General features: G+C 72.2%; 22 protein-coding genes. 9 read left to right on the plus strand and 13 right to left on the minus strand.

Going from position 1 to position 24775, the window contains the following annotated elements:
- Nucleotides 1–65 precede the first annotated feature (65 nt).
- Both GA0070617_RS26635 and GA0070617_RS26640 read left to right on the plus strand, forming a co-directional pair.
- Nucleotides 66–473: an SCP2 sterol-binding domain-containing protein gene (locus tag GA0070617_RS26635; RefSeq protein WP_091444555.1), complete on the plus strand. Its 408-nt coding sequence runs from the start codon at nucleotides 66–68 to the stop codon at nucleotides 471–473.
- The gene (locus GA0070617_RS26640; RefSeq protein WP_091444559.1) at nucleotides 470–2524 is read left to right on the plus strand and encodes an amylo-alpha-1,6-glucosidase; all 2055 of its coding nucleotides are present in this window, start codon (nucleotides 470–472) and stop codon (nucleotides 2522–2524) included. The genes GA0070617_RS26635 and GA0070617_RS26640 overlap by 4 nt, the downstream gene beginning before the upstream one ends.
- 67 nt (nucleotides 2525–2591) lie before the next feature.
- Here the strand turns inward: GA0070617_RS26640 and GA0070617_RS26645 are convergent, their stop codons facing one another.
- Nucleotides 2592–3470, minus strand: coding sequence for a hypothetical protein (locus GA0070617_RS26645; RefSeq protein WP_229688433.1), 879 nt, complete (start codon nucleotides 3468–3470; stop codon nucleotides 2592–2594).
- Nucleotides 3471–3679: 209 nt separating this feature from the next.
- Here GA0070617_RS26645 and GA0070617_RS26650 point away from each other — a divergent pair, with 209 nt between their 5' ends.
- The 3 genes from GA0070617_RS26650 to GA0070617_RS30210 all read left to right on the plus strand — a co-directional run bounded on the left by GA0070617_RS26650 (nucleotide 3680) and on the right by GA0070617_RS30210 (nucleotide 9700).
- The gene (locus GA0070617_RS26650) at nucleotides 3680–8059 is read left to right on the plus strand and encodes a S8 family serine peptidase (RefSeq protein WP_091444563.1); all 4380 of its coding nucleotides are present in this window, start codon (nucleotides 3680–3682) and stop codon (nucleotides 8057–8059) included.
- A gap of 278 nt (nucleotides 8060–8337) precedes the next feature.
- Entirely contained in the window at nucleotides 8338–9549 is a 1212-nt protein-coding gene (locus GA0070617_RS26655; protein ID WP_229688434.1) for a glycosyltransferase family 2 protein, read from the plus strand.
- Between the two features lie 10 nt (nucleotides 9550–9559).
- Nucleotides 9560–9700 (plus strand): LPXTG cell wall anchor domain-containing protein, encoded by a 141-nt coding sequence (locus tag GA0070617_RS30210; protein ID WP_139135775.1) that lies wholly within the window; start codon nucleotides 9560–9562, stop codon nucleotides 9698–9700.
- Nucleotides 9701–9910: 210 nt separating this feature from the next.
- On the opposite strand, the gene GA0070617_RS26660 is transcribed toward GA0070617_RS30210, so the two are convergent.
- Complete coding sequence (locus GA0070617_RS26660; RefSeq protein WP_091444567.1) at nucleotides 9911–10150, minus strand: winged helix-turn-helix domain-containing protein; 240 nt, start codon at nucleotides 10148–10150, stop codon at nucleotides 9911–9913.
- Nucleotides 10151–10489: 339 nt separating this feature from the next.
- Between GA0070617_RS26660 and GA0070617_RS26665 the strand changes: the two genes are divergently transcribed.
- Complete coding sequence (locus GA0070617_RS26665; RefSeq protein WP_373868365.1) at nucleotides 10490–10762, plus strand: hypothetical protein; 273 nt, start codon at nucleotides 10490–10492, stop codon at nucleotides 10760–10762.
- Nucleotides 10763–11083: 321 nt separating this feature from the next.
- Here GA0070617_RS26665 and GA0070617_RS26670 read toward each other — a convergent pair whose 3' ends face one another.
- The 6 genes from GA0070617_RS26670 to GA0070617_RS26690 all read right to left on the minus strand — a co-directional run bounded on the left by GA0070617_RS26670 (nucleotide 11084) and on the right by GA0070617_RS26690 (nucleotide 17196).
- On the minus strand, nucleotides 11084–13492 hold the full coding sequence (locus GA0070617_RS26670; RefSeq protein WP_139135776.1) for a TPM domain-containing protein: 2409 nt from the start codon (nucleotides 13490–13492) through the stop codon (nucleotides 11084–11086).
- Nucleotides 13493–13749: 257 nt separating this feature from the next.
- A complete protein-coding gene (locus tag GA0070617_RS26675; RefSeq protein WP_091444573.1) occupies nucleotides 13750–14073 on the minus strand; it encodes a DUF1416 domain-containing protein in 324 nt (107 codons plus the stop codon).
- A 5-nt stretch (nucleotides 14074–14078) separates the two neighbouring features.
- Nucleotides 14079–14927, minus strand: coding sequence for a sulfurtransferase (locus tag GA0070617_RS26680; RefSeq protein WP_091444576.1), 849 nt, complete (start codon nucleotides 14925–14927; stop codon nucleotides 14079–14081).
- Nucleotides 14928–15126: 199 nt separating this feature from the next.
- Complete coding sequence (locus tag GA0070617_RS32240) at nucleotides 15127–15204, minus strand: Ms5788A family Cys-rich leader peptide (protein WP_311202345.1); 78 nt, start codon at nucleotides 15202–15204, stop codon at nucleotides 15127–15129.
- A 96-nt stretch (nucleotides 15205–15300) separates the two neighbouring features.
- The gene (locus tag GA0070617_RS26685; protein WP_091444579.1) at nucleotides 15301–16092 is read right to left on the minus strand and encodes an LmeA family phospholipid-binding protein; all 792 of its coding nucleotides are present in this window, start codon (nucleotides 16090–16092) and stop codon (nucleotides 15301–15303) included.
- Nucleotides 16093–16152: 60 nt separating this feature from the next.
- Nucleotides 16153–17196 carry a hypothetical protein gene (locus GA0070617_RS26690; protein ID WP_091444583.1) on the minus strand — a complete coding sequence of 348 codons (1044 nt, stop codon included), beginning with the start codon at nucleotides 17194–17196 and terminating at the stop codon, nucleotides 16153–16155.
- Nucleotides 17197–17471: 275 nt separating this feature from the next.
- Between GA0070617_RS26690 and GA0070617_RS26695 the strand changes: the two genes are divergently transcribed.
- The 3 genes from GA0070617_RS26695 to mshD all read left to right on the plus strand — a co-directional run bounded on the left by GA0070617_RS26695 (nucleotide 17472) and on the right by mshD (nucleotide 20160).
- On the plus strand, nucleotides 17472–18185 hold the full coding sequence (locus tag GA0070617_RS26695; RefSeq protein WP_091444586.1) for a winged helix-turn-helix transcriptional regulator: 714 nt from the start codon (nucleotides 17472–17474) through the stop codon (nucleotides 18183–18185).
- A 141-nt stretch (nucleotides 18186–18326) separates the two neighbouring features.
- The gene (locus GA0070617_RS26700; RefSeq protein WP_091444590.1) at nucleotides 18327–19217 is read left to right on the plus strand and encodes a polysaccharide deacetylase family protein; all 891 of its coding nucleotides are present in this window, start codon (nucleotides 18327–18329) and stop codon (nucleotides 19215–19217) included.
- 19 nt (nucleotides 19218–19236) lie between these two features.
- Complete coding sequence (gene mshD, locus GA0070617_RS26705) at nucleotides 19237–20160, plus strand: mycothiol synthase (RefSeq protein WP_091444593.1); 924 nt, start codon at nucleotides 19237–19239, stop codon at nucleotides 20158–20160.
- Here mshD and GA0070617_RS26710 read toward each other — a convergent pair.
- The 5 genes from GA0070617_RS26710 to pstS all read right to left on the minus strand — a co-directional run bounded on the left by GA0070617_RS26710 (nucleotide 20141) and on the right by pstS (nucleotide 24638).
- Nucleotides 20141–20638: a hypothetical protein gene (locus tag GA0070617_RS26710; protein WP_091444597.1), complete on the minus strand. Its 498-nt coding sequence runs from the start codon at nucleotides 20636–20638 to the stop codon at nucleotides 20141–20143. The genes mshD and GA0070617_RS26710 overlap by 20 nt on opposite strands.
- 7 nt (nucleotides 20639–20645) lie before the next feature.
- Nucleotides 20646–21530 (minus strand): phosphate ABC transporter ATP-binding protein PstB, encoded by an 885-nt coding sequence (gene pstB / locus GA0070617_RS26715; RefSeq protein WP_091444600.1) that lies wholly within the window; start codon nucleotides 21528–21530, stop codon nucleotides 20646–20648.
- Between the two features lie 3 nt (nucleotides 21531–21533).
- A complete protein-coding gene (pstA, locus tag GA0070617_RS26720; protein ID WP_091444604.1) occupies nucleotides 21534–22451 on the minus strand; it encodes a phosphate ABC transporter permease PstA in 918 nt (305 codons plus the stop codon).
- Nucleotides 22448–23440, minus strand: coding sequence for a phosphate ABC transporter permease subunit PstC (gene pstC, locus GA0070617_RS26725; RefSeq protein ID WP_091444608.1), 993 nt, complete (start codon nucleotides 23438–23440; stop codon nucleotides 22448–22450). The genes pstA and pstC overlap by 4 nt, the downstream gene beginning before the upstream one ends.
- Nucleotides 23441–23567: 127 nt before the next feature.
- Entirely contained in the window at nucleotides 23568–24638 is a 1071-nt protein-coding gene (gene pstS, locus GA0070617_RS26730; RefSeq protein ID WP_229688435.1) for a phosphate ABC transporter substrate-binding protein PstS, read from the minus strand.
- Between the last annotated feature and the right edge of the window lie 137 nt (nucleotides 24639–24775).

The raw sequence follows: 24775 nt of genomic DNA on the forward strand, positions 1-24775 counted from the left end.
CTTTCGTCCCGCGGGAGAGTGTCGATACCGGCCCGGCGCGACGCCCGGCTGCCTACCATTCAACGGTGACCGAGGCGACGGAGAGGTTCTTCGCATCGTTGCCGGAACGTGCTCCGGCGGTGCTGCGCAGCCCGGTCCACGGCACCATGCAGATCGACCTCGACCACGGCGAGCAGACCGAGCACTGGCAGGTCGTGCTGGCACCGGGCAAGGCCGAGGTACGCCGGGGGCAGACCGAGTCGGACACCACCTGGTTCTGCTCCGCCGACCTCTTCGAGCGGCTGGTCACCGGTGAGCGGCAGAGCATCGCCGCGATGTTGCGCAGCGAGACCACCATCGTCGGCAACGTCGTACTCTTCCTGGCCTTCCGGGGGTTCTTCCCGAGCCCGCCGGGTACCCGCGACCCGCGGGACACCGCCCGGGAACTCCGCGACCGCGAGCAGCGGGCCAGCTCGGGTGGGCGGGACCGGTGAAGGAACGGGTACGCATCCTGGACGGCAACACCTTCCTGGTAAGTGACCGGGTAGGTGACATCGAGCCCTCCGTGGACTTCCCGACCGGGATGTTCTCCTTCGACACCCGCTTCCTGTCGACCTGGTTGCTGAAGCTGGACGGTCAGCGGCTGCACGAGTTGTCGCTCGACGACACGGAGTCGTACCAGACGCGGTTCTTCCTGGTCCCCGGCGAGCCGACGCACTACCTCGACGCCAAGGCCTCGGTGATCCGGGAGCGGTCCATCGGCGGCAGCCTGGACGAGCAGCTGAGCGTCTTCAACCACACCCGGGCCGAGGTCGGTTTCACGGTCCGGATCGAGATGGGCGCCGACTTCGCCGACCTGTTCGAGATCAAGGACTTGCAGCACAAGAAGGGACGGGTCACCGCGATCCCCGGTGTGAACGAGCTGCGGCTGGCCTACCAGCGGGAGACCTTCCGTCGGGAGGCGATGATCAGCAGCACCGCGCCCGCCGAGGTCGACGAACGCGGGATGACCTTCCGGATCCGGGTCGGGCCCCAGTCGGAGTGGAACACCCGGCTGCGGGTGGTGCCGGTCATCCGCAGTTCCCGGGGTCAGGACTTCCGGGCCGTGCTGCCGATCGCCGGGCTGCGCGACGTCGAGGCCATCCGCAGCGAGCAACGGAAGTTCGTCGAGCGGGCGCCCAAGCTCGGCTGCGACTGCGGGCCGCTGGCCGGGGCGTACCGGCGCAGTCTGGACGATCTCTCCGCGCTGCGGTACGAGTCGATCTCGCTCGGGGTCCGGCTGGTCGCCGCCGGGCTGCCCTGGTTCATGACCCTCTTCGGGCGGGACAGCATCTTCACCTCGTTGCAGGTGCTGCCCTTCCTGCCGGAGCTGGTGCCGCCGACGATCACCCTGCTGGCCGGTCTGCAGGGCACCCGGCTGGACGACTTCCGGGACGAGGAGCCGGGCAAGATCCTGCACGAGCTGCGCTACGGGGAGACCTCCGGCTTCGAGGAGCAGCCGCACTCGCCGTACTACGGGGCCGCCGACTCCACCCCGCTCTTCGTGATCCTGCTTGACGAGTACGAGCGGTGGACCGGCGACGACCAGTTGGTCCGGCGGTTGGAGACCTCGGTGCGGGCCGCGCTGGCCTGGATCGACAGCTACGGCGACCTGCTCGGCACCGGCTATGTCTGGTACCACAGCCGCAACCCGGGCACCGGGCTGGAGAACCAGTGCTGGAAGGACTCCTGGGACGGCATCCCGTACCGCGACGGGCGGCTGCCGGGTTTCCCCCGGGCCACCTGCGAACTACAGGGGTACGCCTACGACGCGAAGTTGCGCGGTGCCCGCCTGGCCCGGACCTTCTTCGACGATCCCGAGTACGCCGACCGGCTGGAACGGGAGGCGGCGGAGTTGAAGGCCCGGTTCAACCGGGACTTCTGGGTGGCCGACGGTGGGTACTACGCGCTCGCCCTGGACGCCGACGGCGCGCAGGTGGACGGGCTCTCCTCCAACCTCGGCCACCTGCTGTGGAGCGGGATCGTCGACGAGTCCCGCGCCCCCCAGGTGGCCGAACACCTGCTCTCCCCGGAACTCTTCTCCGGCTGGGGCATCCGGACCCTGGCCACCGGCCAGGCCCGGTACAACCCGATCGGGTACCACGTCGGCACGGTCTGGCCGTTCGACAACTCGTTCATCGCCTGGGGGCTGTGGCGGTACGGCTTCCGCAGCGAGGCCGGGCGGCTCGCCGAGGCGGTTCTCAGTGCGTCCCGCCACTTCGGCGGGCGGCTGCCGGAGGCGTTCGCCGGGTACCCGCGCGAGTTGACCGACTATCCGGTGGAGTATCCGACGGCGTGCAGCCCGCAGGCCTGGTCGGCGGGTACGCCGCTGTTGCTGCTGCGGGTGATGCTCGGGCTCCAGCCGCAGGGTGAGCATCTGATCATCGATCCGGCGGTGCCGGAGGGGATGGGTCGGATCGAGCTGCTGGACATCCCCGGCCGCTGGGGGCGGGTGGACGCCCTCGGCCGCAGCCGGAGCCCGCGCGACCCCGACCGCGGCCACTGACCCGGCCGAGGCCGGGCGGAGCCACTGACCCGGCCGAGGCCGTGCAGAGCGACCGCAGGAGGACGGGTCAGCCGGCGCAGCCGGTGGTGGCGGCGAGGCGTACCCGGTCGTCGAGGCGCTCGGCGACGACGGTGGTCGGGCCGCTGCGGTAGGCGTACACCTCGGGGGTTTCCAGCAGCACGGCGTCGGAGGCCAGCGGGGCGAGCGCGACCGTCGGGTCCGGGCCGGGGCCGGTCTCGGCGCGGACGGTACGCACCTGACGGTCGCCGCCGGGGCAGGCCGCGGTGAGCACCTCCCGCGGGACCGGGGCCTGCTCACCCAGGGCGGTCAGGGCCTTGAGCAGCGCCCCGTCCTGCGGACCGGCCGGCGACGCGGCGGGGGGCAGGTCGCCGCCGACCGGACGGCAGCCGGTGTCGGCGGTCAACCGGAGCCGCCCCGGGCCGCTCGGCTCGCCCTCGACGGTGACGAACTCACCGGCGTCGGCGTAGAGCCGCAGGCCCCGGTCGCTCACCCGGACGCCGGCCCGGTAGTCGGCCGGCAGCCCGGCGGCGATCCGCTCCAGCAGGGGGCGCAGCTCGCTGTCGGAGGCGACGAGCAGCTCCACCGTCCGGCGCAGGGTCGCGCCGTCGTCGAACGGGGTGATCCGGCAGCCCCGGTCGAGCCGGTCCGGGCCGAGCAGGACCACCGGTACGTCCCCGGCGGCGGCCACGATCTCGCCGACGGCCCGGTCGACCATCGGCCCGGCCTGGGCCAGGGTGCGCTGCTCGCGGACGGTCGGCTCGTCGTCACTCACCGAGCGCCAGGTGAGCGCGGCCAGCAGCACCGCCCAGACGACGGTGGCGGCCACCAGCCAGCGCGGCCAGCGGGGGGCCGGCGGCGGTGCCCAGCGCGGGCCGGGCGGCGGCCAGGGGGGCGGGGTGTGCCCGGTCGGAGCGGCGACGTTCACCTGGTCATCGTGTCACGGGCCGGCGACGGTACCCCGCCTGCGGTCGCCTCCGGCGGGATCGACGGGACAGCACATCGACGGGGCTCACAGGTTCCGTTTCGTCGATCCATTCTGACCGATTGTCGACAGACACCAGCCATTGATCGATTTCTCTCGGAGCAAGAACATGACTCTGGGCGGCACCCCGCCCGCCATCGTGGGGAGGCACAGTGTTCGACAGAACCACCGGACGGTCCACCCTGTTCAGAGCGTCGGTCGCCGTCGCGGCGGCCGTGCTGGCGCTCACCGCGCAACCCGCCGTCGCCACGGCGGCCCCGGCACCGACCGCCGGGCACGCCGAGGTCGACCGGGAGGTGGTCCGGCAGCTCGAAACCACCGGGACCGCGACCTTCCTGGTCTACCTGCGCGAGCGCGCCCCGCTTGCCGACACCGCGAAGCTGCGCGACGCCGACGGCCGGGCCCGGGCGGTGCACCGCCTGCTGACCAGCACCGCCGAGCGGACCCAGCAGGGCCTGCGGACCCTGCTGGACGAGCACAAGGCCTCGTACACCGCGTACTGGATCGCCAACGCGCTGCGGGTCCGGGGCGACCGGGCGCTGCTCGACCAGATCGCGGCCCGTCCCGAGGTGGACCGGGTCGCGCCGACCCGCAGCTACCCGCTGGTCCGTCCCGAGCCGGCCGGCACCGACCGCTCCGGCGTCAAGGCCGTCGAGTGGGGGCTGAGCAACATCCGCGCCCCACAGGTCTGGGGCTCCTTCGGCACCCGGGGCGAGGGCGTCGTGGTCGCCAACATCGACAGCGGCGTGGAGTACGACCATCCGGCGCTGGTCGGCTCGTACCGGGGCAACCTCGGCGCGGGCGGGTTCGACCACGCGTACAACTGGTTCGACCCGGCCGGGATCTGCCCCGGCACCGCACCCTGCGACAACAACGACCACGGCACCCACACGATGGGCACGATGGTCGGCGACGACTCCGCCGGCAACCAGATCGGGGTGGCGCCCGGCGCGAAGTGGATCGCCGCGAAGGGCTGCGAGAGCAACTCCTGCTCCGACGCCAGCCTGCTGGCCGCCGGTCAGTGGGTGCTCGCCCCGACCGACGCCAACGGGCAGAACCCCCGCCCTGACCTGCGCCCCGACATCGTGAACAACTCCTGGGGCGGTGACGGCGGCGACCCGTGGTACCAGCAGACCATCGCCGCCTGGCGGGCCGCCGGCATGTTCCCGGTCTTCTCCGCCGGCAACGACGGTCCGGCCTGCGGCAGCGCCGGCTCCCCCGGCGACAACGCCAACGCGTACGCGGTCGGCTCGTACACCTCCACCAACGCGATCTCCAGCTTCTCCGGACGGGGTGACGCCACCGACCCGGCCGGGTTCAAGCCGAACATCGCCGCACCGGGCAGCAACGTGCGCTCCAGCGTCCCCGGGGGCGGGTACGCCGCGTTCAACGGCACCTCGATGGCCGCGCCACACGTCGCCGGGGCGGTCGCCCTGGTCTGGTCGGCCGCACCGGCCCTGCTCGGGGACGTGGCGGCCACCGAGGCGCTGCTCGACGCGACCGCCGTCGACACCGACGCCACCACCTGCGGGGGCACCGCCGCCGACAACAACGTCTTCGGCGAGGGGCGGCTGGACGCGTACGCGGCGGTCGAACAGGCTCCGCGCGGCGCGACCGGCCGGATCACCGGCACCGTCACCGACGTCGCCGACGGCGACCCGCTGCCCGGCGCGACCGTGACCGCCGGCGCGCGCACGGCCACCACCGACGCCGCCGGCCGGTACGCGCTGACCGTGCTGGCCGGTGAGGTCGCCCTGACCGTGAGCGCGTACGGCTTCACCGACCAGAGCGCGACCGTCACCGTCGCCGAGGGCGCCACGGTGGTGCGCGACTTCGCCCTGCGGGCCACCTCGACGGTCACCGTCTCCGGTCGGGTCACCGACGCCTCCGGGCACGGCTGGCCGTTGTACGCCTCGATCGAGATCGCCGGCCGTCCCGGCGCACCGGTCTTCACCGACCCGGTCACCGGCCGGTACTCGTTCACCGTGCCGGGCCAGGCCAGCTACCGGCTCACCGTCACCGCCCGGTACCCGGGTTACCGCAGCGTGCAGCGGGAGCTGACGGTTGCCGACGAGGCGGCCACCCTCGACGTCGGCGTACCGGTCGAGGCGGCCTGCACCGCCGCCGGCTACACCGGCAGCCTCAGCGCGCCACTGCTCACCGAGGGCTTCGACGGGGCCACGAAACCGGCCGGCTGGACGGTCACCAACCGCACCGACAAGGGCGGCTGGGCCTTCGACGACCCGGGCCGGCGCGGCAACCTGACCGGTGGCGGCGGCACCTTCGCCATCGTCGACTCCGACAAGCTCGGTGCCGGCAACACCCAGGACACCGACCTGATCTCCCCGCCGGTGGACCTCTCCGGGGCCGGCGCGCCGGTGCTGCGCTTCAACAGCGACTGGCGGGCGGTCGGCATCAGCGACACCGCCGACCTGGACGTCTCCACCGACGCCGGGGCGAGCTGGACGAACGTCTGGCACCAGACCGCCAGCCGGCGCGGGCCACGGGTCGAGGAGGTCCCGTTGACCCCGGCCGCCAACGCGGCGAGCGTCCAGGTGCGGTTCCGGTTCAAGGGGACGTTCGCCTGGTGGTGGCAGGTGGACAACGTGCAGTTCGTCAACCGTGACTGCACGCCGACCCCGGGCGGACTGGTGGTCGGCACGGTCACCGACCGCAACACCGGCTCGGCCGTGGTCGGGGCGACGGTGACCAGTGACGACCGGCCCGAGGACCGGGCGGTCACGGTGGCCACCCCGGACGACGCGAACCTGCCGGACGGGTTCTACCACCTCTTCTCCGGGCTGACCGGGGCGCACCCGTTCACCGCCACCCGGACCCCGTACCCGCCCCTGACCCGGTCGGTCACCGTCGTCGCCGACGACACCAGGCGGGCCGACTTCGCCCTCGCCGCCGGCCGGCTCACCGTCACCCCGGCCACCGTCGAGTCCCACCAGCCGTACGGCAGCACCCGGAGCACCCGGGTGACCGTCCGCAACACCGGCACCGCCCCGGCCACCGTCGAGTTGCTGGAACGCGGTGGCGGCTTCGAGACGCTGAGCGCCGCCGAGGGCGCGCCCCGCCGGGACGTCCCGGTCAAGGGCATCAGCAAGGCCCGCACCGGCACCGGGTACGGCGGCGGGGTGGTCCAGGCCGACCCGGCCGAGGCCTGGCAGCCGATCACCAAGCTGCCCGCGGCGATCTTCGACAACGCGGCGGCGAACCTGGACGGCCGGATCTACTCCGTCGGCGGTGGCGGCGGCACCGGCCTGGAACGCAAGGCCTGGGTGTACGACCCGGCGGCGGCCACCTGGGCGGCGCTGCCGGACCTGCCCAACGCCCGGTCCAAGCCGGTCGCCGCGGCGGTCGCCGGCAAGCTCTACGTGCTCGGCGGGTGGGGTGCCGACGACGACCCGGTCGCCTCGGTCGACGTCTTCGACCCGGCCGCCGGCACCTGGAGCACCCTGGCCGGGGCGGTCAACCCGGCACCGGCCGCGGCGGCCGGCGGCGCGGTGGTCAACGGAAAGATCCACCTGGTGGGCGGCTGTCTCGACGCCACCTGCACCGACTCGAACCGGCTGGTGGTCTTCGATCCGGCGGCCGGCACCTTCGCCACCCGGGCGGCGTACCCGCACAGCGTCTCCTGGGTGGGCTGCGGCGGGGTCGGTGGCGCGGTCTACTGCGCCGGTGGCACCGGTGCCACCGAGTACACCGACGCCTGGCGGTACGACCCCGGTGCCGACACCTGGACCCGGCTGGCCGACCTGCCGGTGGACCTGTGGGGTACGCAGGCCACCTCGGCCGGTGGGCTGCTGGTGCTGGCCGGCGGGGTGACCGGCGGATCCACCGCCGTCACCAACTTCACCCTCGGCTACGACCCGGTGGCCGGCACCTGGCAGGACCTGCCGAACGTCGGGTTCGCCCGGTACCGGGGCGCGGCGGCGTGCGGGGCGTACAAGATCGGCGGTTCGCCCAGCTCCTTCGTCGGCTCGGCGGACAGCGAGCGGCTCGACGGGTTGGCCGACTGCACCGAGGCCACCGACCTGCCCTGGCTGAGCAGCGACCCGACCAGCTTCACCCTGGCCCCCGGGGCGTCCCGGACGGTGACCGTCACGCTCACCGCCACGGCGGCGGCGGGCGTCATCCAGCCCGGTGCCTTCACCGGTGAGCTGGGCTTCGTCGCCAACACCCCGTACCCGGTGTCGCCGGTCGCGGTGGAGATGAACGTCGCTCCCCCGGCCAGCTGGGGCAAGATCCAGGGCACCGTCACCGGGCAGACCTGCGGCGGGGAGACGGTCGGGATCCCGGCCACCGTCCGGCTCAACCTGGTCGACTCGACCACCGGGTACACGCTCACCGCCGACACCCGGGGCCGGTACGTCTGGTGGCTGCCGCGTGGCCGGTACGACGTGATCGTGGCCAAGGACGGCTGGGTCCCCGAGGTGCACCGGACCAGGATCGACGCGGGCATCACCCACTCTCTCGACGTCGACCTGACCCCCGCCTCCACCTGCACCCGAGCGACCGGCCGGTAAGGAAGGGCCCCTTGTTAACGCCTGAGGTATAGCGGGGTTCCCCGCTCACCCTCGACCGGGGCGGTGAGCGGGCGGATGTTCGGAACGCGTGGCCGTCGACCCTGACCAGGGTCGGCGGCCACCGTCGTTGTGGGCCGAGCGGCCCCGGCACGGCTCGGCCGAACGGCTCATTACCGAGGTCACACTTGGCGGCTCGCGGATTATCACTTAGCGTTACCAGCGCGCCCCAACGTGAGTGGTGCTCACAAACCCCCTTTGGCCTGTGGAATGAGCCTTCCATGCGGGAAGCTTTCCTGATCACCTCGATCACTCTGGGTGCTGTTGTCCTGTTGTTGATCGTCGTCGCGTTCCTCTACGGACTGATCCGCCCCGAGCGGGTCGAGCAGGCCCGGCACCGCGCCCCCGCCCACCCCCGGTACCGCCCGGTGTCCGGCGTCGACCAGGTCGCCGTCCTGATCGCCTGCCGCAACGGCGCCGCCACCATCGCCGGCACGGTCCGCGCCGCCCGCGCCACCGGCGCACCCGTGTACGTCGTCTCGGACGCCTCCACCGACGACACCGCCGCGCTGGCCCGTACCGCCGGGGCGCAGGTGCTGGAGCTGACCGAGAACGTCGGCAAACCCGCCGCGCTGCACGCCGCGTACGCCGGTTTCGGGCTGGGTGCGGCCTACCGGGCGGTGGCCATCCTCGACGACGACGTGTTGATCGCCCCGGACTTCGTCACCGTCGCCCTGGCCGAGCTGGAGACCGAGGTCGCCATCGTGGTCGGGCACAACGTGACCTGGTGGCCGCCGGAGCACCGGTGGAACATCTGGCTGGCCAAGCGCGCCTACAGCTACTGGATGTACCAGGCGGTGATCCGCCGGATCCAGAGCCACTTCAACGTCATGAACTGCATCTCCGGCTCCAACTCGATCTACCGCACCGATTTGTTGGACGTGCTGCTGCCGCAGCAGCCGCCGTACATCGTCGACGACACGTACTGGGTGCTGGAGACCCACCGACGGCACCTCGGCAAGGTGGTGTACGCGCCCCGGGCGGTCGCCCAGCTCCAGGATCCGACCACCGGCCGGGACTGGTACCGGCAGAACCTGCGCTGGCTGTGGGGCACCTTCCAGGGCATCATCGGCCACCGGGTGGGCCGCCGCAACAGCCGCTTCGACCACGCGTACCTGCTGTTGATGACGCACTGGACGCTCTACGTACTCGGTGGTCCACTGACTCTGTGGCTGCTGGCCACCGCCGGTCCCGGGCTGGTGCCGGGCCTGTTGCTGCTGCTCGCCGGGCAGTCGCTCTGGGTCGGGCTGGCCGCCTGGCGGCTGCGCCGCCCCCGGTTGCTGCTCTTCCTCCCCGCGATCACCCTGGCCGACCTGCTCTACCGGGTCGTCCTGGTGCACGCGCTGGTGAAGGCGATCCGGCAGCCCACCGTCGAGCGGTGCGTCTGGGCCTCACCGGCCCGCATCGCCATCCCGTCCGGTACGAGCGTGTGAGGGGGTGAATATGTCCGCGAACCAGGATCTCCCGCTCACCGGGGCCTCGACGGCGGCAGCCGGTCTGCTCGGCGCGCTGCTGCTCGGTGTCGGTGCCCTACTGGTCACCGTCGCCAAGTGGGGCGCCAAGACGCGCCGCCGCTCCAGCTGACCGATCGCGTCCAGGGCCCGTCAGGCCCTGGACGCCCCTTCCGCCATGCGCGCACGCCATCAGACCCGGCAGCCCGGCAGCCCGGCAGCCCGGTAGCCCGGTAGCCCGGTAGCCCGGCAGCCCGGCAGCCCGGCAGCCCGGCAGCCTAAAGATCTTGGAAGGAATCGGCCCGAGGGGCATTTTTCTTCCAAGATCTTTTGGTGTCGCGGGTCAGGGTTTGCGCAGCCAGGTGCTGGGGTCAGTCACGAAGACCCCCTTACCCTGGTACCGGTCGACAACCTCCAACGCCTCCAACCGGATGTACACCTGCTGAATGGTGGACGCGCCGACCCGGTACCGCACACGAAGTTGGGCGATCGACGGCAGCTTGTCGCCGGGTTTCAGTTTCCCACTACGAACGTCGTCCATGATCGCGTTCGAAATCCGCAGGTAGTCGGGCATAGCAGGCATGACACTCCTCGCGTGGCACCACGAATTCGATCACGCGGAGCCAGCTCGGACAAGTAGCCGTAGGGACACGCTTACTCTGGGTTGACTATTCCGGGATGTGCGAATAAGTTGGCTGCCGAGCCCCCCTCGCGTGGCAACGGGTGGTGCTCAACCCACGGCCGGGGTGGGTCCACCATGGACCCACCCCGGCCCCGACGACCGCGCCCGGCCAGGGCAAACACCCACACCCGGGTACGCGGTCCGCGCCGAAGGGCGATCGACGATGTGCAATCCGTTCCGGTACCCCCGACCGCGTCCACGACACGACCGGCAGCGCAGCGGCACCTCGGGAGGCCGGTCGTGACCGTGTTCGACGAGAGCGAGCCATCCCGATTCGTCGTTCATCTCACCGTGCGGGTCGCCGACCTGAGCGCCGCGCACGTGTTCGCCCGGGCGGTCACCCGCTCGCTGTCGTACCTGCCGGAGTTGGTGCTCGGCGAGACGACGCTCTCCGCGGAGGGCCTACCGAACGTGCAGCACCAGGTCTTCTGTGACCGCCTGTTGGGCAACGGCCGCCGGTGTGTACTGCGCCCGGCCCACTACGGCGACTGCGCCCGCCGCCTCCCCCGCTGACCGCCCCGCATCCCACCAGCCGATCCACACGATTCCGGGGCAGATCACCGCGCTGACCAACCCGGGCCAGCCACAACGCTGATCGACCCAGGGCCGGCCACAGCGCTGATCGACCCAGGGCCGACCACAGCGCTGATCGACCCAGGACCAGCCACAACGTTGATCGACCCGGGGCCGGCCACGGCGCTGATCGACTCGATTGAGCCGATATGGCGGCATCAACCGGCCCCGGACACCGCCATTTCGGCCCAACCGAGTCGATCAAGCTCGTCCGGCCGAGCCCAGGGAGCCCACAGAGCCCACGACACCCGGGCCGGGCGGTCAGAAGCGTCCGCCGCCGCCCCGCCGGCCACCACCACCGCTGCGCCCGGAACCACCACTGCGCCCACCGCTGGAGCCCCCGCTGCGCCGGCCGCTCGAATACCCGCCGCTGCTACGCCGGGAACGGCTGCTGCTCCCCCCGTACCCACCGCCCCAACTGCCGCCGGACGACGAGTTGCCGGAGAGGATGCCGCCGATCAGCGCCCCCCAGAAGGCGTCCGAACCGGAGCCGCCGCCACCGAACCCACCGGAGCCACTGAACCCACCGGGCCCGCCCGACCAGCCGGAACCCCCCTGCGACCAGGCATTCGCGTCGGAGCGGGCCGAGCGGCTGGCCCAGCCGGCCAGTTTCGCCGCTTCCTGGGCGGCGGCCAGCGCGGTCACCGGGTCGGCCTCGGCCAGCGCCCGCGCCCGGTCCAGGTGCTGTCCGGCGTCGGCGAGCCAGACCCGGGACTGCTGACCGACGGCCGCCCGCCGGGTGTGCACGAAGCGGCTCGCCGCGTCGATCTCGGCCGCCGCCGTCTGGATGCTCCGGCCGAGCAACGCCTGCGCCCGCCGTACCCGCTGGGCCGCCTCGATCGAGCTGGCCAGCGCCCGGTCCAGGGCGGCGTCCGCCTCCTCCAGCCGGTGCAGGGCCGCCTGCGGGTCCGGGGTCGCGCCGGCAAACTCCGCGCGTACGGCCGCAGCCACCTGCTCCGCCCCGGTCACCGCGGCGGTCAACTCGGCCTGCCGCTCCGGCGGAAGAGCAGCACCGGGTACGCCGCCCGGCAGGACCGGCCCACCGACCTGACCTCCCGGCGCACCGAGCCCGCCGGAAGGCGTACCTGGCGCACCGAGCCCACCAGAAGGCGTACCGGCTGCGCTGGAAGGCGTACCCGGAAGGGGTTCGGGGTTGCCGGCGAGCAGGGCGCGGCCCTGGGTGATCTCGGTGTCCAGCTCGGCCAGCAGGGCGTCGGCGGCCTCCCGGGCGGTGGTCAGGTCGCCGTCGAGCCGTTCGATCCCGTCCAGCAGGGTCTCCACCTGGCCCAACGCCTCCTCGGTGGTGCGTACCCCGAGGGCGGCCCGGGGCAGGTCCGACTCACCGGCGGCGGCACCGGCGGCGTCCAGTGTGGTGCCGGCGAAGGCCAGCCGTTCCCGGGCGCCGGTCAGGTCGTCGGCGACGGTGGCCAGTGCCGTGGGCGCGTACCGGCGGTGCAGGTCGACCATGGTCGCCTCGGCCCGCTCCACCCGCTGGTCGAGGGTGGTCCGCCGGGCGGCCAGCTCGGTCAGGGCCTCGGGTACCCGAAGCTCGATGGCCCGCAGCTGCTCGAACGCCTCGGCCTCGGCGTCGAGCACCTGGTCGGCCCGCTCACACCGCTCGACGATCTCCAGCAGCCGCTGCCGGCGGGTGGCGTCGTCGACGTTCTCCTCCTGGTCCAGGCTGATCCGCAGCCGGAACGCCTCGGCCAGCTCGGTGCGCGCCTGCGCCACGGCGGCGGTGAACGCGGCGGTAGCCTCCGGACCGTACTGCCCGGTGGCCAGGGTCAGCTCCTGCTCGCTGGCGCGCAGCTCGTTGTCCAGCTCGACCAGCAGGCCGTTGGCCCGCGCCGCGATCTCGTCGGTCCGGGCCCGGGCCAGCTCAGCCGCCGCCCGCGCCTGCTTGCGCCGCCGGTGCCGGGGCACCAACCACAAGGCCAACAACCCAATAATGATCAACACCAGGGGTACGAGCACCAACGCCACCGAGCCGGCCCGTTCCCCACCCGACGGGGTGTCCGGCGGGCCGGGCTGGATCGCCGGCGCCGGGATGCTGTCCCCGTCGACGGCCGCCCGGTATCCGTTGGCGGCTCCGATCGCCGCGCCGGCCCAGTCGTTCGCGCCGAGCGCCGGCTCGATCGCCACCCGGGCCACCTCGTCGAGCTGCCCGTCGGTCAGCGGATAGTTCTGGTCGAACGAGTACGCGTACGACCGGTCCCGGGTGGCGACGGCGAGTAGCGCGTCCCGGGTGCCCAGGTCGCTGCGTTCGGCGGTGTCGTCGGCCCAGTTCTGCCCGCTCCGGCCGCTGAACGTGTGCACGTAGACCACGAAGAGCTGGAGCCCGGTCCGTTGGCGCAGCTCCTGGAGCGCCTGCTGCACCTCGCCACGGCGGTCGCCCAGCACGTCCGCCTCGTCGACGAGCTGGCTGTCGAGCCGCATCGGCCGCTCGGCCCGTACCCCGGCGGCCACCACCGCACCGCCCCGACCCCCACCGGTCCCGGTGGCCGCCGCGCTCCCGCCGGACGCGGACCCAGCCGGCACGGACCCGTCGGACGCGGCGGGAGCGGACACTCCGCTGGTCGCGGACCCGGTGGCTGCGGCCGGCAGGGCCGGCACGGTCGAACCCAGGATCAGGACGCTCACGAACAGGGCCGCCCGGCGCAACATGAACATTTCCCCAGGTTAGACGCCCAGCTCAAGCTCTCCTGCCGCCCGCCCGGGGAGGAGTCCGGGTGGTGGGCACGGCGGCGGTCACCCCAGTGGCGATGCGGGGCACATCCCGCCGCCGGTGGTCGGCGGCGACGTGGGCACGCAGACGGCTCGGGCCGGCCGCCCCGGTGAGGGGGTGGCCGGCCCGAGCCGCGTAGACCGTCAGCCGGTGGTGAGAAGGGTGCCCCTGTAGACAGAATGCGTTAACAGGGGGCCCTTCCTTACGCCTGGACGGTGATGGTCACCTCGTTGATGCCTCGGGCGGCGGTGACGGCGGTGTCGCCGTTGCCGTGCCGGGAGAGCGCCCGCAGGGTCCAGTTGCCCGGCGCGGCGAAGAAGCGGAACTGGCCGGCCGGTGAGGTCACCACCTCGGCGGTGAACTCACCTGTGGAGTCGAGCAGGCGCACGTAGGCGCCCGGCACGACCTCACCGGAGTCGGCGGTCACCAGACCGGTGATGACGGTTTCCTTCTCCAGGTCGAGGCTGGCGGGCAACGGCGCGGCCTGGTCGGGCGCGGCGCAGCCGGCGGCGGTGGGAGCAGTCATGGCGATCAGGCCTCCCCGGGCTCGTCGCCGAGCGCCACCGGCACACCGACCAGCGAGCCGTACTCGGTCCACGAGCCGTCGTAGTTCTTCACGTTCCGGTGACCGAGCAGCTCCTGCAGGACGAACCAGGTGTGCGAGGAGCGCTCACCGATCCGGCAGTACGCGATGGTCTCCTTGCCGTCGTCCAGCCCGGCGTCACCGTAGATCTTGCGCAGGTCGTCGTCGGACTTGAAGGTGCCGTCCTCGTTGGCGGCCTTGGACCACGGCACGCTGATCGCGGTGGGGATGTGCCCGGCGCGCTGGGCCTGCTCCTGCGGGAGGTGGGCCGGGGCGAGCAGCCGACCGGCGAACTCGTCGGGGCTGCGCACGTCGACCAGGTTCTTGACCCCGATGGCGGGGACGATCTCGTCGCGGAAGGCCCGGATGGTGTTGTCCGGCTCCTGCGCGACGTAGGTGGTGGCCGGGCGGGTCACCGCGTCGGTGACCAGCGGACGGGCGTCCAGCTCCCACTTCTTGCGGCCGCCGTCGAGCAGCTTGACGTCGCCGTGGCCGTAGAGCTTGAAGTACCAGTACGCGTACGCGGCGAACCAGTTGTTGTTGCCGCCGTACAGCACGACGACGTCGTCGTTGCTGATGCCCCGCTCGGAGAGCAGCGCCTCGAACTGGCTCTTGTTGACGAAGTCCCGCCGGACCGGGTCCTGCAGGTCGGTCTTCCAGTCAAGCTTGATGGCACCGGCGAGGTGGCCGGTGTCGTAGGCCGAGGTGTCCTCGTCGACCTCGACGAAGACGACGCCCGGGGCGTCGAGGTTCTTCTCGGCCCACTCGGCCGAGACGAGTGCGGTGTCGCGACTCATCAGATCACTCCCTGGTGAGGATGGATGGTGAGCCTGCGCGCGGAGATCGTGGTTGCCTCTGTCACACCACGCGCGGGACCCATGGGACGGACGGATCACGGGTTCGTGCGACGGCGCCGCTGCCGGGCGTTGGGAAGCAGGAAGGGTACGCGGACCCTGCGTGCCGGTGGCCGCTAGGCGACCTTGGACAGCCCCGCCGTCAGATGACGGGGCGACACAGGCAGGTGGCCACGCGGCACAGGTCGACCGCGCGCCGTTTGGTGAGGAGCGTCCCCATGAGCAGGGAGCCTACCAGCGATCCCGCCGAGCACCAGGGGCCCGACCACCATCCGGGACGCAGCTCACCACGGGCCACCTGCCGGGCGGTGGACGCTCAGCCGGCGGTCTGGTTGATCGGTACGTCCCGGGCGTCGGCGGTGACCGCGAGCCCACCGGGCAACGGCCGGACCTCCCGCACGGTCAGCCCGAAGGGCAGCTCCGGCAGGGGTACGGCGATGGAGATGCCCTGGGCGTACTGGTTGAGCAGGCTACGGGCCAGCGGTACGGCGGGCAGCCCCTCGGCGTCCAGGTCGTTGACCTTGAGGGACACCTCGCCCTGCTCGCTGACGACCACCTCGACGACGCCGTTGACGGTCAACCGCTGACCGAGGATGTCCACCGGCGCGGTGACGGCGAGCTGCCCGTCCCGCTCGCCGAGCTTCAGCCCTGGCCGGTCGAGCAGGGCGGCGAGGCTGTCGTAGCTGATCGTGCCGGTGCCGTCGACGGTCCGGGCGACCACGTCGCCCTGCCCGGTGCGCAGCGTGTCCAGCGAGGCGCGCACGTCCCGGGCGTCGACGTCGAGCTGGGGCAGCCGGACCGCGTTGCCCTGCACCGAGCCCTGCACGTCGCGCAGGCGGATGGAGATGCGGTCGTACCGGCCGGCCACCACTTGGTCGAGGAAGGGGAAGCCACCGACCTCCACCTCGGGGGCGGCGGACTCGACCTGCTGGTTGGCCACCTCCTGGCGGACCTGGTCGGCGATGGTCCGCTCGGCGACCGCCACGGCGACCCGGTCGGCGACGGCCAGCAGCCCGCCCAGGACCAGCAGCAGCACGACGAGCGTGACGAGCACCTTGCGCCCACGTCGCCGGGGTCGTACCTGCCTCGCCGGGTAGCTGTCTGCCACGCCGCCTCCTGTCGTCGTCGTGCCGGTCTTACCCGAGGTGAGGAAACCTCAACCGTCCGGTCAGAGCAACAACCGACACATCACGTACGCGGCCGGCGCGGCCATCGCGAACCCGGCGAGCGGGCCCTGCAGGTGCCGGGCGATCCACATCGTCGGCAGCTCACCGGCCATCAACCGGCCCGCCTCGGCGTACCCGACGGCCAGGTCGGCCAGGACGGCGGTGACCGCGGCGACCAGCCCGAACAGCGCGGCCCGGACCGGGGTGAACGGGGTCACCAGGAAGCTGCCGAAGACGGCGCTGACCAGCGTACCGACCATCGCGCCGATGACCACGCCGGCGGCTCCCCGGGGGACCTGGGGGGCCAGTCGGGGCCAGGGCAGCACCGCGTCGGTGAGCCGGGCGACGGTGAGCGCGACACCGGCCGCGGTCAGGCAGACGGTGATCGCCTGGGTGCCGGCGGGGATCCGACCGAGCAGGATCAGGATGGCGAAGGCGGTCACCCCGAGCACGGTCGTCACGGTGGTGCCGAGCGAGTCGGTCAACCGGGCCCGGTCGACCCGGCGGAAGAGCTGACCGACCACGGCCAGGACGCAACCGGCCACGACGACGACGCCCAGGGGCAGCAGGGCGGCGTCGGCGGAGCGTACCGCCATGACGTCGGCCGCCACCGCGACGCCGGCGCCGACTGCGGCGACCACCAGCAATGCCGGCGGGCGGACCGCCATCGTCCGGGCCAGGATGTAGAGCAGTTGTACGCCGAGCACGATGATCGCGAAGGGCAGCCGGTGTCCCGGCCCGGCGGTCTGCGCGCCGAGGACCAGGCCGACACCGAGCAGCGCGGCGAAAGCGGCGACGGTGAGCGAGAGCGGCCGGCGGATCTCGACCGGCGGTTCCTCCTCCTCGTCCTCCATCTCGACCTCGTCGTCGGCTCGGCGGGCTGGTTCGCTGCTCTTGCGGAACCGCCGGGGTCGCCCGCGCCCGCGCCGCTCGTCGGCGGCGTCGTCGTCGGGACCGGTACGCGCAGCCGGCGGCCGACCGGCCGGATCGTCGTCGTCGTCGGCCCACGGTTCGCGACCGGTCTCGGGCGAGGTGGAGGGATACACGCCCCGATCGTGCCAGACTTGTGGACCGTTCCGGGGAGCACGGTTTCGGCCAGGTTAAAACCTGTTCCGCGATAAGGGGCAGAACGCGCAAAGAGGATAAGCCTGGAGGGGTCGGCGAGGGTCGTCGGTTAGGCTCAACGCGTTACCCGCCCGCCAGCGACGCCGGGACCAGACGTCAGTCTCTGACGCCGGGCCAACGTCAGTTCTCAGCGCCGCGTCCTGAGGGACGCCGCTGGTCGCGTGCGGTCAGTGACCGCCGGGACGGAGGTGATCGTGTGGAGATCCTGCTGCTGGTGACCGCACGCGCAGGCGAACCATCCGCGGTTCTGCCGGCGCTCGACCTGCTACCACACTCGGTCCGCACCGCGCCACGCGACGTGCGCACCCTGGTCGCCGGGCCCAGCCCGGACGCGGTGCTGGTCGACGCCCGCTCCGAGCTCAGCGAGGCCCGGGCGACCTGCCGGATGCTGCACGCCACCGGGCTCGGCGTGCCGCTGGTGGCCGTGGTCACCGAGGCCGGCCTGATCGCACTCAACGCCGACTGGGGCGTGGACGACGTCATCCTCGCCTCGGCCGGGCCGGCGGAGGTCGAGGCCCGACTGCGGCTGGCGGTCGGCCGGTTGAGCAACACCACCTCGGGTGCCGGCGGCTCGATCCGCGCCGGCGAGCTGACCATCGACCCGGACACCTACGCCGCCCGACTCAAGGGCCGCCCGCTCGACCTCACCTACAAGGAGTTCGAGCTGCTCAAGTTCCTCGCCCAGCACCCCGGCCGGGTCTTCACCCGCGACCAGCTGCTGCGCGAGGTCTGGGGCTACGACTACTTCGGCGGCACCCGCACGGTCGACGTGCACGTCCGGCGGCTGCGGGCCAAGCTCGGCTCGGAGTACGAGTCGATGATCGGCACGGTCCGCCAGGTGGGTTACAAGTTCGTCGTGCCGCCCTCGCGGTCGCTGCCGGACGTGGAGCACGCGCCCATACCAGTCTGACCCCCCGCTCGGGAGGTTATACCGATACGCCCCTTTCGCGAATCTAGTCGGTTTTATCCTGACTATCGGATTCGTGAGAGGGGCGGCGGTGTACACGTTCAGCACGGGGGTCAGGGCCACAGTCTCGGGACAGGGCACCTGATGCGGCCCACGGTGCCCCGGTCGGCCGGCGCCGGCCGGACCGCCAGCGTCCTCACCCTGCTGGTGCTCGCCCTGCTGGGCTCGGCCTACGCGCTCGGCCGCACGCTCGTGCCGGACCCGACCGGGCACCAGCCGCCGGTCCTGGGGGCCGGGGCCACCGGCCCGCAGTACGCCGACCAGCCTCCGGCCACCGGCACCGGCGCTCCGGCCCCCACCAGCCCGACCGGGCCGACCTCCGCCCCCTGGGGTGAGGCCGGTCAGGAGGGTGGCCCGACCACCGTCGAGGAGGGCCCGTACGGCACCCAGGTCACCAGCGGCACCGCCGAGGTGGCGCTTACCTTCGACGACGGCCCCGACCCCAACTACACCCCGCAGGTCCTGCAGGTGCTGCGTGAGTACCAGATAAAGGCCACCTTCTGCGTGGTCGGTGAGAACGCACAGAACCATCCGGACCTGGTCCGGGACATCGTGGCCGAGGGGCACACCCTCTGCAACCACTCCTGGAACCACGACGTCCTGCTGGGCAAACGCTCCCCCGACGTGATCCGGGCCGACCTGATCCGCACCAACCAGGCCATCCGGGCGGCGGCCCCGAACGCCCCGATCGTGTGGTTCCGGCAACCCGGCGGCGCCTGGACGTACCCGGTCGTCTCGGTGGCGCAGGAGCTGGGCATGGTCCCGCTGCACTGGAACGTCGACCCGTCGGACTGGCGCGCGCCGGGAGCGAACCGGATCGCCACCGTGCTGCACACCTACGTTGCCCCCGGCGCGGTGGTCCTGTTGCACGACGCCGGTGGCAACCGGCAGGGCACCGTCGACGCGCTGCGCTCCGCCCTGCCGACGCTTACCAGCCGGTTCCGCTTCACCGCCCTGCCCACCGGCGCGACCTGACCGCCGCTACCGTGACGGGGTGAGCACCGAGCCGACGACCGACCAGGTGAACCGGGCCGACCGGTTGACGCCCGCCGAGGTGACCGAGGTGCTCGCGCTGGCGCGCGCCGCCGGTGACACCGACGGGGCGGACCCGCTGGACGAGCACGTCCTGCTGCGGCTGCGCGACCCGGCCGCGCCCGCCACGCACCTCACCGCCCGTGCCGCCGACGGCACCCTGACCGGGTACGCCCACCTGGACACCACCGACGTGACCACCGGTACCGGGGTGGAGCTGGCGGTCCATCCGGCGTACCGGCGTCGGGGGGTCGGCCGGGCACTGGCCCGGGAGGTGCTCGCGGCGGCCGGTGGTCCGCTGCGGGCCTGGGCGCACGGTGACCACCCGTCGGCCGCCGCGCTCGCCGTGGACCTCGGCTTCACCCGCGCCCGGGTGCTCTGGCAGCTGCGCCGGTCGCTGGCCGCGCCGGTGGACCCGCCGCGGCTGCCGAACGGGGTGGCGCTGCGCGCCTTCCGGCCCGGCCTGGACGACGCCGCCTGGCTCGCGGTCAACGCCCGCGCCTTCGCCGACCATCCGGAGCAGGGCCGCTGGACCCGGGACGACCTGCGCACGCGCTTCGCCGAGCCGTGGTTCGACCCGGCCGGGTTCCTGCTCGCCGTGGAATCCGCAAGCGACCGGCTGCTCGGCTTCCACTGGACCAAGGTGCACGAGCGTCCCGGCTCGGCCCGTACCGGTGAGGTGTACGTGGTGGGCGTCGACCCGGCGGCGCACGGCGGCGGGCTGGGTCGGGCGCTGACCACCGCCGGCCTGGCGTACCTGCGGGACCGGCGCGGCCTGGACCGGGTGATGCTCTACGTCGACGAGTCCAACACCTCCGCCATGGCCCTCTACCGACGGCTCGACTTCGCCCCCTGGTCCGCCCACGTCAACTACCACCACCGGTGACCTCGGCACGGATCTGACGCCAGCGGCGGGCCTGCTCCGGGCCGAGCCAGTAGAAGGTGCCGGTCTCACCGTCCAGGGAGCTGGGGACGTACCGGTTCAGCGGCAGGCCGAGATCCCGGTAGCCGGGGTGGGACCGCAGCATCCGGCTCACCCCGGCCAGCGCGCCACCGAGCTGCTGTCGGGGCACCCGGATGGTGGCGCAGACCTCCTCGGCGGAGAGCCACTGCCCGGGTCGGGTGGCCAACAGGTCGAGCATCCGCAGCACGGTGCCGTGGCTCTTGGACCGGCCGCTGGCGAACCGCCGCAGGTCCGCGACCGGCCACTGCACGGACTCCGGCGGCTGGGGGCGGGGTTGCCGGGGCACCGGGCGCACCGCCTCGCCCCAGCCGTCCAGCTCGGCCAGGAGCGCCGCGACGTGCGGCAGGTACGCCGCCGGCACGGCGATGTGTACGAGTTCGGGGCCGGCCCCGTCAGGCATCGACCGGTCAGCCGAAACGGCCGGTGATGTAGTCCTCGGTCCGCTTGTCCCCCGGGTTGGTGAAGATCCGCGAGGTCTGGTCGAACTCGACCAGGCGGCCGTGGCGTACCTGCTTCTCGTCGACCTCGGCGGTGAAGAAGGCGGTGTAGTGGCTGACCCGGGCGGCCTGCTGCATGTTGTGCGTGACGATGACGATCGTGTACGACTTCGACAGCTCGTACATCAGGTCCTCGACCTTGCTGGTGGCGATCGGGTCCAGTGCCGAGCAGGGCTCGTCCATCAGGATCACGTCCGGCTTGACGGCGATCGTCCGGGCGATGCAGAGCCGCTGCTGCTGACCACCGGAGAGGGCCAGCCCGCTGCTCTTGAGCTTGTCCTTCACCTCGTCCCAGAGGGCGGCCCCGGTGAGCGCCTCCTCGACGTGGTCGTCGAGCTTGCCCTTGATCCCGTTGATCCGCAGCCCGTACGCCACGTTGTCGTAGATGGACTTGGGGAACGGGTTGGGCTTCTGGAAGACCATGCCGATCCGCCGCCGGACCTGGATCGGGTCCACGCCCTTGGCGTAGATGTCCTGCCCGTGGTAGCTGACCGTGCCGGTGACCCGGGCACCGGGGATCAGGTCGTTCATCCGGTTCAGCGAACGCAGGATCGTCGACTTGCCGCAGCCGGACGGGCCGATCATCGCGGTGATCTGGTTCTGCCGGATCGGCATCGAGGTGCCCCGGACCGCCTCGTAGCTGCCGTAGTGGACGCTGACGTCGGCCAGGTCCATCACGGTGGTGCTGCCGCCCGGGTTGTCCAGGCCGGCGTCCTGCCAGCCCGCCGAGGGTGCGCTGACGGAGACCGAGGGGTGCGAGGTGACGGTACCGGCGGGGGTGTTCGTGGTGGCCATGGTTCAGCGCTCCTTCAGGGCGAATCGGTTGGCGATGATTCGGGCGACGACCGTGAAGACGACCACGATCACGATCAGGGTCAGCGCCGCTCCCCAGGCCCGGTCCTGGGCGCCGACGAAGGGCTGACTGGCGTTGCGGAAGATCTGTGCCGGCAACGCGGTGTTGGAGCCGTCGAAGAGGTTGGTGTTGGTGGAGAAGACGATGCCGGTGACGATGACGATCGGCGCGGTCTCGCCGGCCGCGCGGGCCACCGCCAGCAGCGAACCGCTGGTGATGCCGGAGATCGCGGCGGGCAGCACCACGGTCAGGATGGTCCGCCACTTGCGGGCCCCCAGCGCCAGGCTGGCCTGGCGCAGCTCGTCGGGGACCAGCCGGAGCATCTCCTCGCTGCTGCGGATCACCACCGGCAGCATCAGGCAGGCCAGCGCCAGCGCCCCGGCGAAGCCGCTGAACTTGCCCACCACCAGCACCCAGGCGATGTAGATGAACAGCCCCATCACGATCGACGGGACACCGGTCATCACGTCGGCCATCAGCCGGATGATCCGGGCCAGCGGCTTCTGCTTGCCGTACTCGTTGAGGTAGATCGCGCCGAAGACGCCGAGCGGGATGGCCATCAGCGAGGCCGCGCCGGTGATCAGCAGGGTGCCGACGATGGCCGGGCCCATCCCCGGGCCCTCCCGGCGGTACGAGTTGGGGATGTCGGCATTGAGGAAGTCCAGGCTCATCACCCCGGCGCCCCGGCTCAGCACGGTCCACATCACCAGGCCCAGCGGGATGATCGCCAGGACCAGGGCGAGGTAGATGCCGCCGGAGGCGACGTGGTTGACGATCCGCCGTCGCAGCGACAGCGCGCCCCGGCTCAGGTCCGGCGCGCCCCGGCCACGGTCGGTGGCGGGCGGCGTCGCGGTGGCGGTCACGCCACCCCTCCCCTCATCTTGGCCTCCGCCCGGCGGACGATCCGCTGGGCGACCAGGTTGATCAGCACGGTCATCGCGAAGAGCACCACGCCGAGCCCGATCAGGGCGGCGGTGAACGTGCCTGTCGACTCGCCGAACTGCTGCACGATCACGGCGGCCATGGTGTTGCCGGGCTCGAAGACGTTCGCGGAGATGTTGGTGGCCCCGCCGACGACCAGCGCGACGGCGATGGTCTCGCCCATCGCCCGGCCGAGGCCGAGCATCACCGCGCCGGTGATCCCGCCGAAGCTGTGCGGGAAGACCGCGCCCCGGATCATCTCCCAGCGGGTGGCACCGAGCGCTAGGGCGGCGTCCTTGTCGGCCTGCGGCACGGTGCCGAAGACCTCCCGGCAGATGGAGGTGATGATCGGGGTGACCATGATGGCCAGGATCAGCCCGGCGGTCATGAAGTTACGCCCGCTGGCCGCCTCACCGAAGACGCTGCCGAGCACCGGGATGCCGCCGAGCAGGTCGTGCGTGCCCCGGTAGAAGTCGACGAGCACGGGGGCGAGGACCAGCACCCCCCAGAGCCCGAAGACCACCGACGGTACGGCGGCCAGCAGGTCGATCACGGTGACCGCGGTGGTACGCAGCCGGCGCGGGGCCAGCTCGGTGATGAACAGCGCGATCCCGATGGAGACCGGGACGGCGATGATCAGCGCGATCAGGGAGGTGACCGCGGTGCCGTACATGAAGGAGAGCGCCCCGAAGACGGCCGCCCCCTCGGCGGGGTTCGGGTCCCAGGTGCTCTCGGTGACGTACCGCAGGCCCATCTCGGCGAAGGCCGGCCAGGCCTCCCGGACGGTGGTGATCAGGATGAGGGCGAGGATCGCCAGCACCAGCAGCCCGGTGCCGAGGGTCCACCAGGAGAAGGCACGGTCGGCCAGCAGCCCACCCCGCTGCGGGGCCAGGCTGGGCCGGGTCTCGGGTTTGCGCTCTGTCAGGGTCATCTCGTCTCCAGCGGTCCGGGGTCTCCAGCGGCTTGCCGAGCCGGGGTGGCTCCGGCTGCCCGGTCGGGGACGAGGCCTGGTCGGCCCCGCCCCCGTCCGGCATCGCCTCGGGCGATCTCGGTCCTGATCAGCTCTGGATCTTCTCGACCTGGGCCAGGGCCTTCTCCTTCAGCGACGCGGGCAGCGGCGCGAAGTCGACGTCCTTGGCCAGGTCCTGGCCGTCGTTGAGCAGGTACGTCACGAAGGCCTTGACCAACTCGGCCTTCTTCGGGTCGTCGTAGCTGGTCTTGACCAGCAGGAAGGTCGGGGCGGTGATCGGGTACGCGTTGGCCCCGGCCGCGTCGAGCGGGTTGTAGCTGAGGTCCTCGGCGACCTGCGCGCCCTCCAGGCCGGCGGTGGTCCCCTCGATCGACGGCGCGACGTACTGGCCGTCCTTGTTCTTGATCGCGGCGAACGTCAGCTGGCTGGCCACGGCGTCGCTCAGGTCGACGTACCCGATGCCGCCGTCGGCCTGCTTGACGATCTGCGCCACGCCGGTGTTCTTCTCGCCGCCCTGGGTGTTGGACGGCCAGTTCACCGTGTCACCGCTGCCGAGCTTCCAGGTGTTCGGCGCGGCGGCGGCGAGGTACTTGGTGAAGTTGCTGGTGGTGCCGGAGCCGTCGGAGCGGTGGGCCACCGTGATCGGGGTGGCCGGCAGGCTCACGCCGGGGTTGTCGGCGGCGATCGCCGCGTCGTTCCAGGTCCTGATCTCCGACTGGAAGATCTTGGCCAGGGTGTCCGGGCTGAGCTGGAGCTTGTCCACGCCCGACAGGTTGTAGCTGACGGTGATCGGCGCGGCGACGGTCGGCACGTAGAGGTAGCTGCCGGCGGCCGGGCCGTCAGTGTCCTTGACCAGGCTGTCGGTGCCGGCGAAATCGGTCAGGCCCTCACCGAACTGCTTCTTGCCGGTGCCGGAGCCGGTGGCGTTGTAGTTGATGGTGACGTTCGGCGCGGCCTCCTTGAAGGCCGTGATGACCTCCTGGTAGTACGCGTCGGGGAAGCTCGCGCCGGAGGCCTTCAGCTCACCGGAAAGGTCGGCGTAGTCGCCTCCGGCGTTGTTGCCGGCGCCCGGGGTGTCGCTGTCGCTGTCGCTGGTGCCACAGCCAGTGAGCGCGAGTGCGGCGAGCGCTACGCCGGCGAGGACGCGCCGCGAGAGCACGTTGCGGTTCACCTCAGAATTGCCTCTCTCTAGGGGTCGTCGGGTCTTCCTCGACCTGACGCCACCGACGCTAGGAGCGGCAGGTAGCCGGATTCCCGGCACTTGGTGAACCGCAGGTGAACAGGTCCCCCGGCCCA

It is taken from the genome of Micromonospora yangpuensis, from assembly GCF_900091615.1.
GTDB classification, from domain to species: Bacteria; Actinomycetota; Actinomycetes; order Mycobacteriales; family Micromonosporaceae; genus Micromonospora; species Micromonospora yangpuensis.

Bases quoted from the DNA above. Each gene is read 5' to 3' on its own strand.
- GA0070617_RS26655 (WP_229688434.1), top strand. From the start codon at position 8,338: ATGCGGGAAGCTTTCCTGATCACCTCGATCACTCTGGGTGCTGTTGTC.
- GA0070617_RS30210 (WP_139135775.1), top strand. From the start codon at position 9,560: ATGTCCGCGAACCAGGATCTCCCGCTCACCGGGGCCTCGACGGCGGCA.
- GA0070617_RS26660 (WP_091444567.1), bottom strand. From the start codon at position 10,150: ATGCCTGCTATGCCCGACTACCTGCGGATTTCGAACGCGATCATGGAC.
- GA0070617_RS26670 (WP_139135776.1), bottom strand. From the start codon at position 13,492: ATGTTCATGTTGCGCCGGGCGGCCCTGTTCGTGAGCGTCCTGATCCTG.
- GA0070617_RS26675 (WP_091444573.1), bottom strand. From the start codon at position 14,073: ATGACTGCTCCCACCGCCGCCGGCTGCGCCGCGCCCGACCAGGCCGCG.
- GA0070617_RS26680 (WP_091444576.1), bottom strand. From the start codon at position 14,927: ATGAGTCGCGACACCGCACTCGTCTCGGCCGAGTGGGCCGAGAAGAAC.
- GA0070617_RS32240 (WP_311202345.1), bottom strand. From the start codon at position 15,204: ATGGGGACGCTCCTCACCAAACGGCGCGCGGTCGACCTGTGCCGCGTG.
- GA0070617_RS26700 (WP_091444590.1), top strand. From the start codon at position 18,327: ATGCGGCCCACGGTGCCCCGGTCGGCCGGCGCCGGCCGGACCGCCAGC.
- GA0070617_RS26710 (WP_091444597.1), bottom strand. From the start codon at position 20,638: ATGCCTGACGGGGCCGGCCCCGAACTCGTACACATCGCCGTGCCGGCG.
- pstB (WP_091444600.1), bottom strand. From the start codon at position 21,530: ATGGCCACCACGAACACCCCCGCCGGTACCGTCACCTCGCACCCCTCG.
- pstC (WP_091444608.1), bottom strand. From the start codon at position 23,440: ATGACCCTGACAGAGCGCAAACCCGAGACCCGGCCCAGCCTGGCCCCG.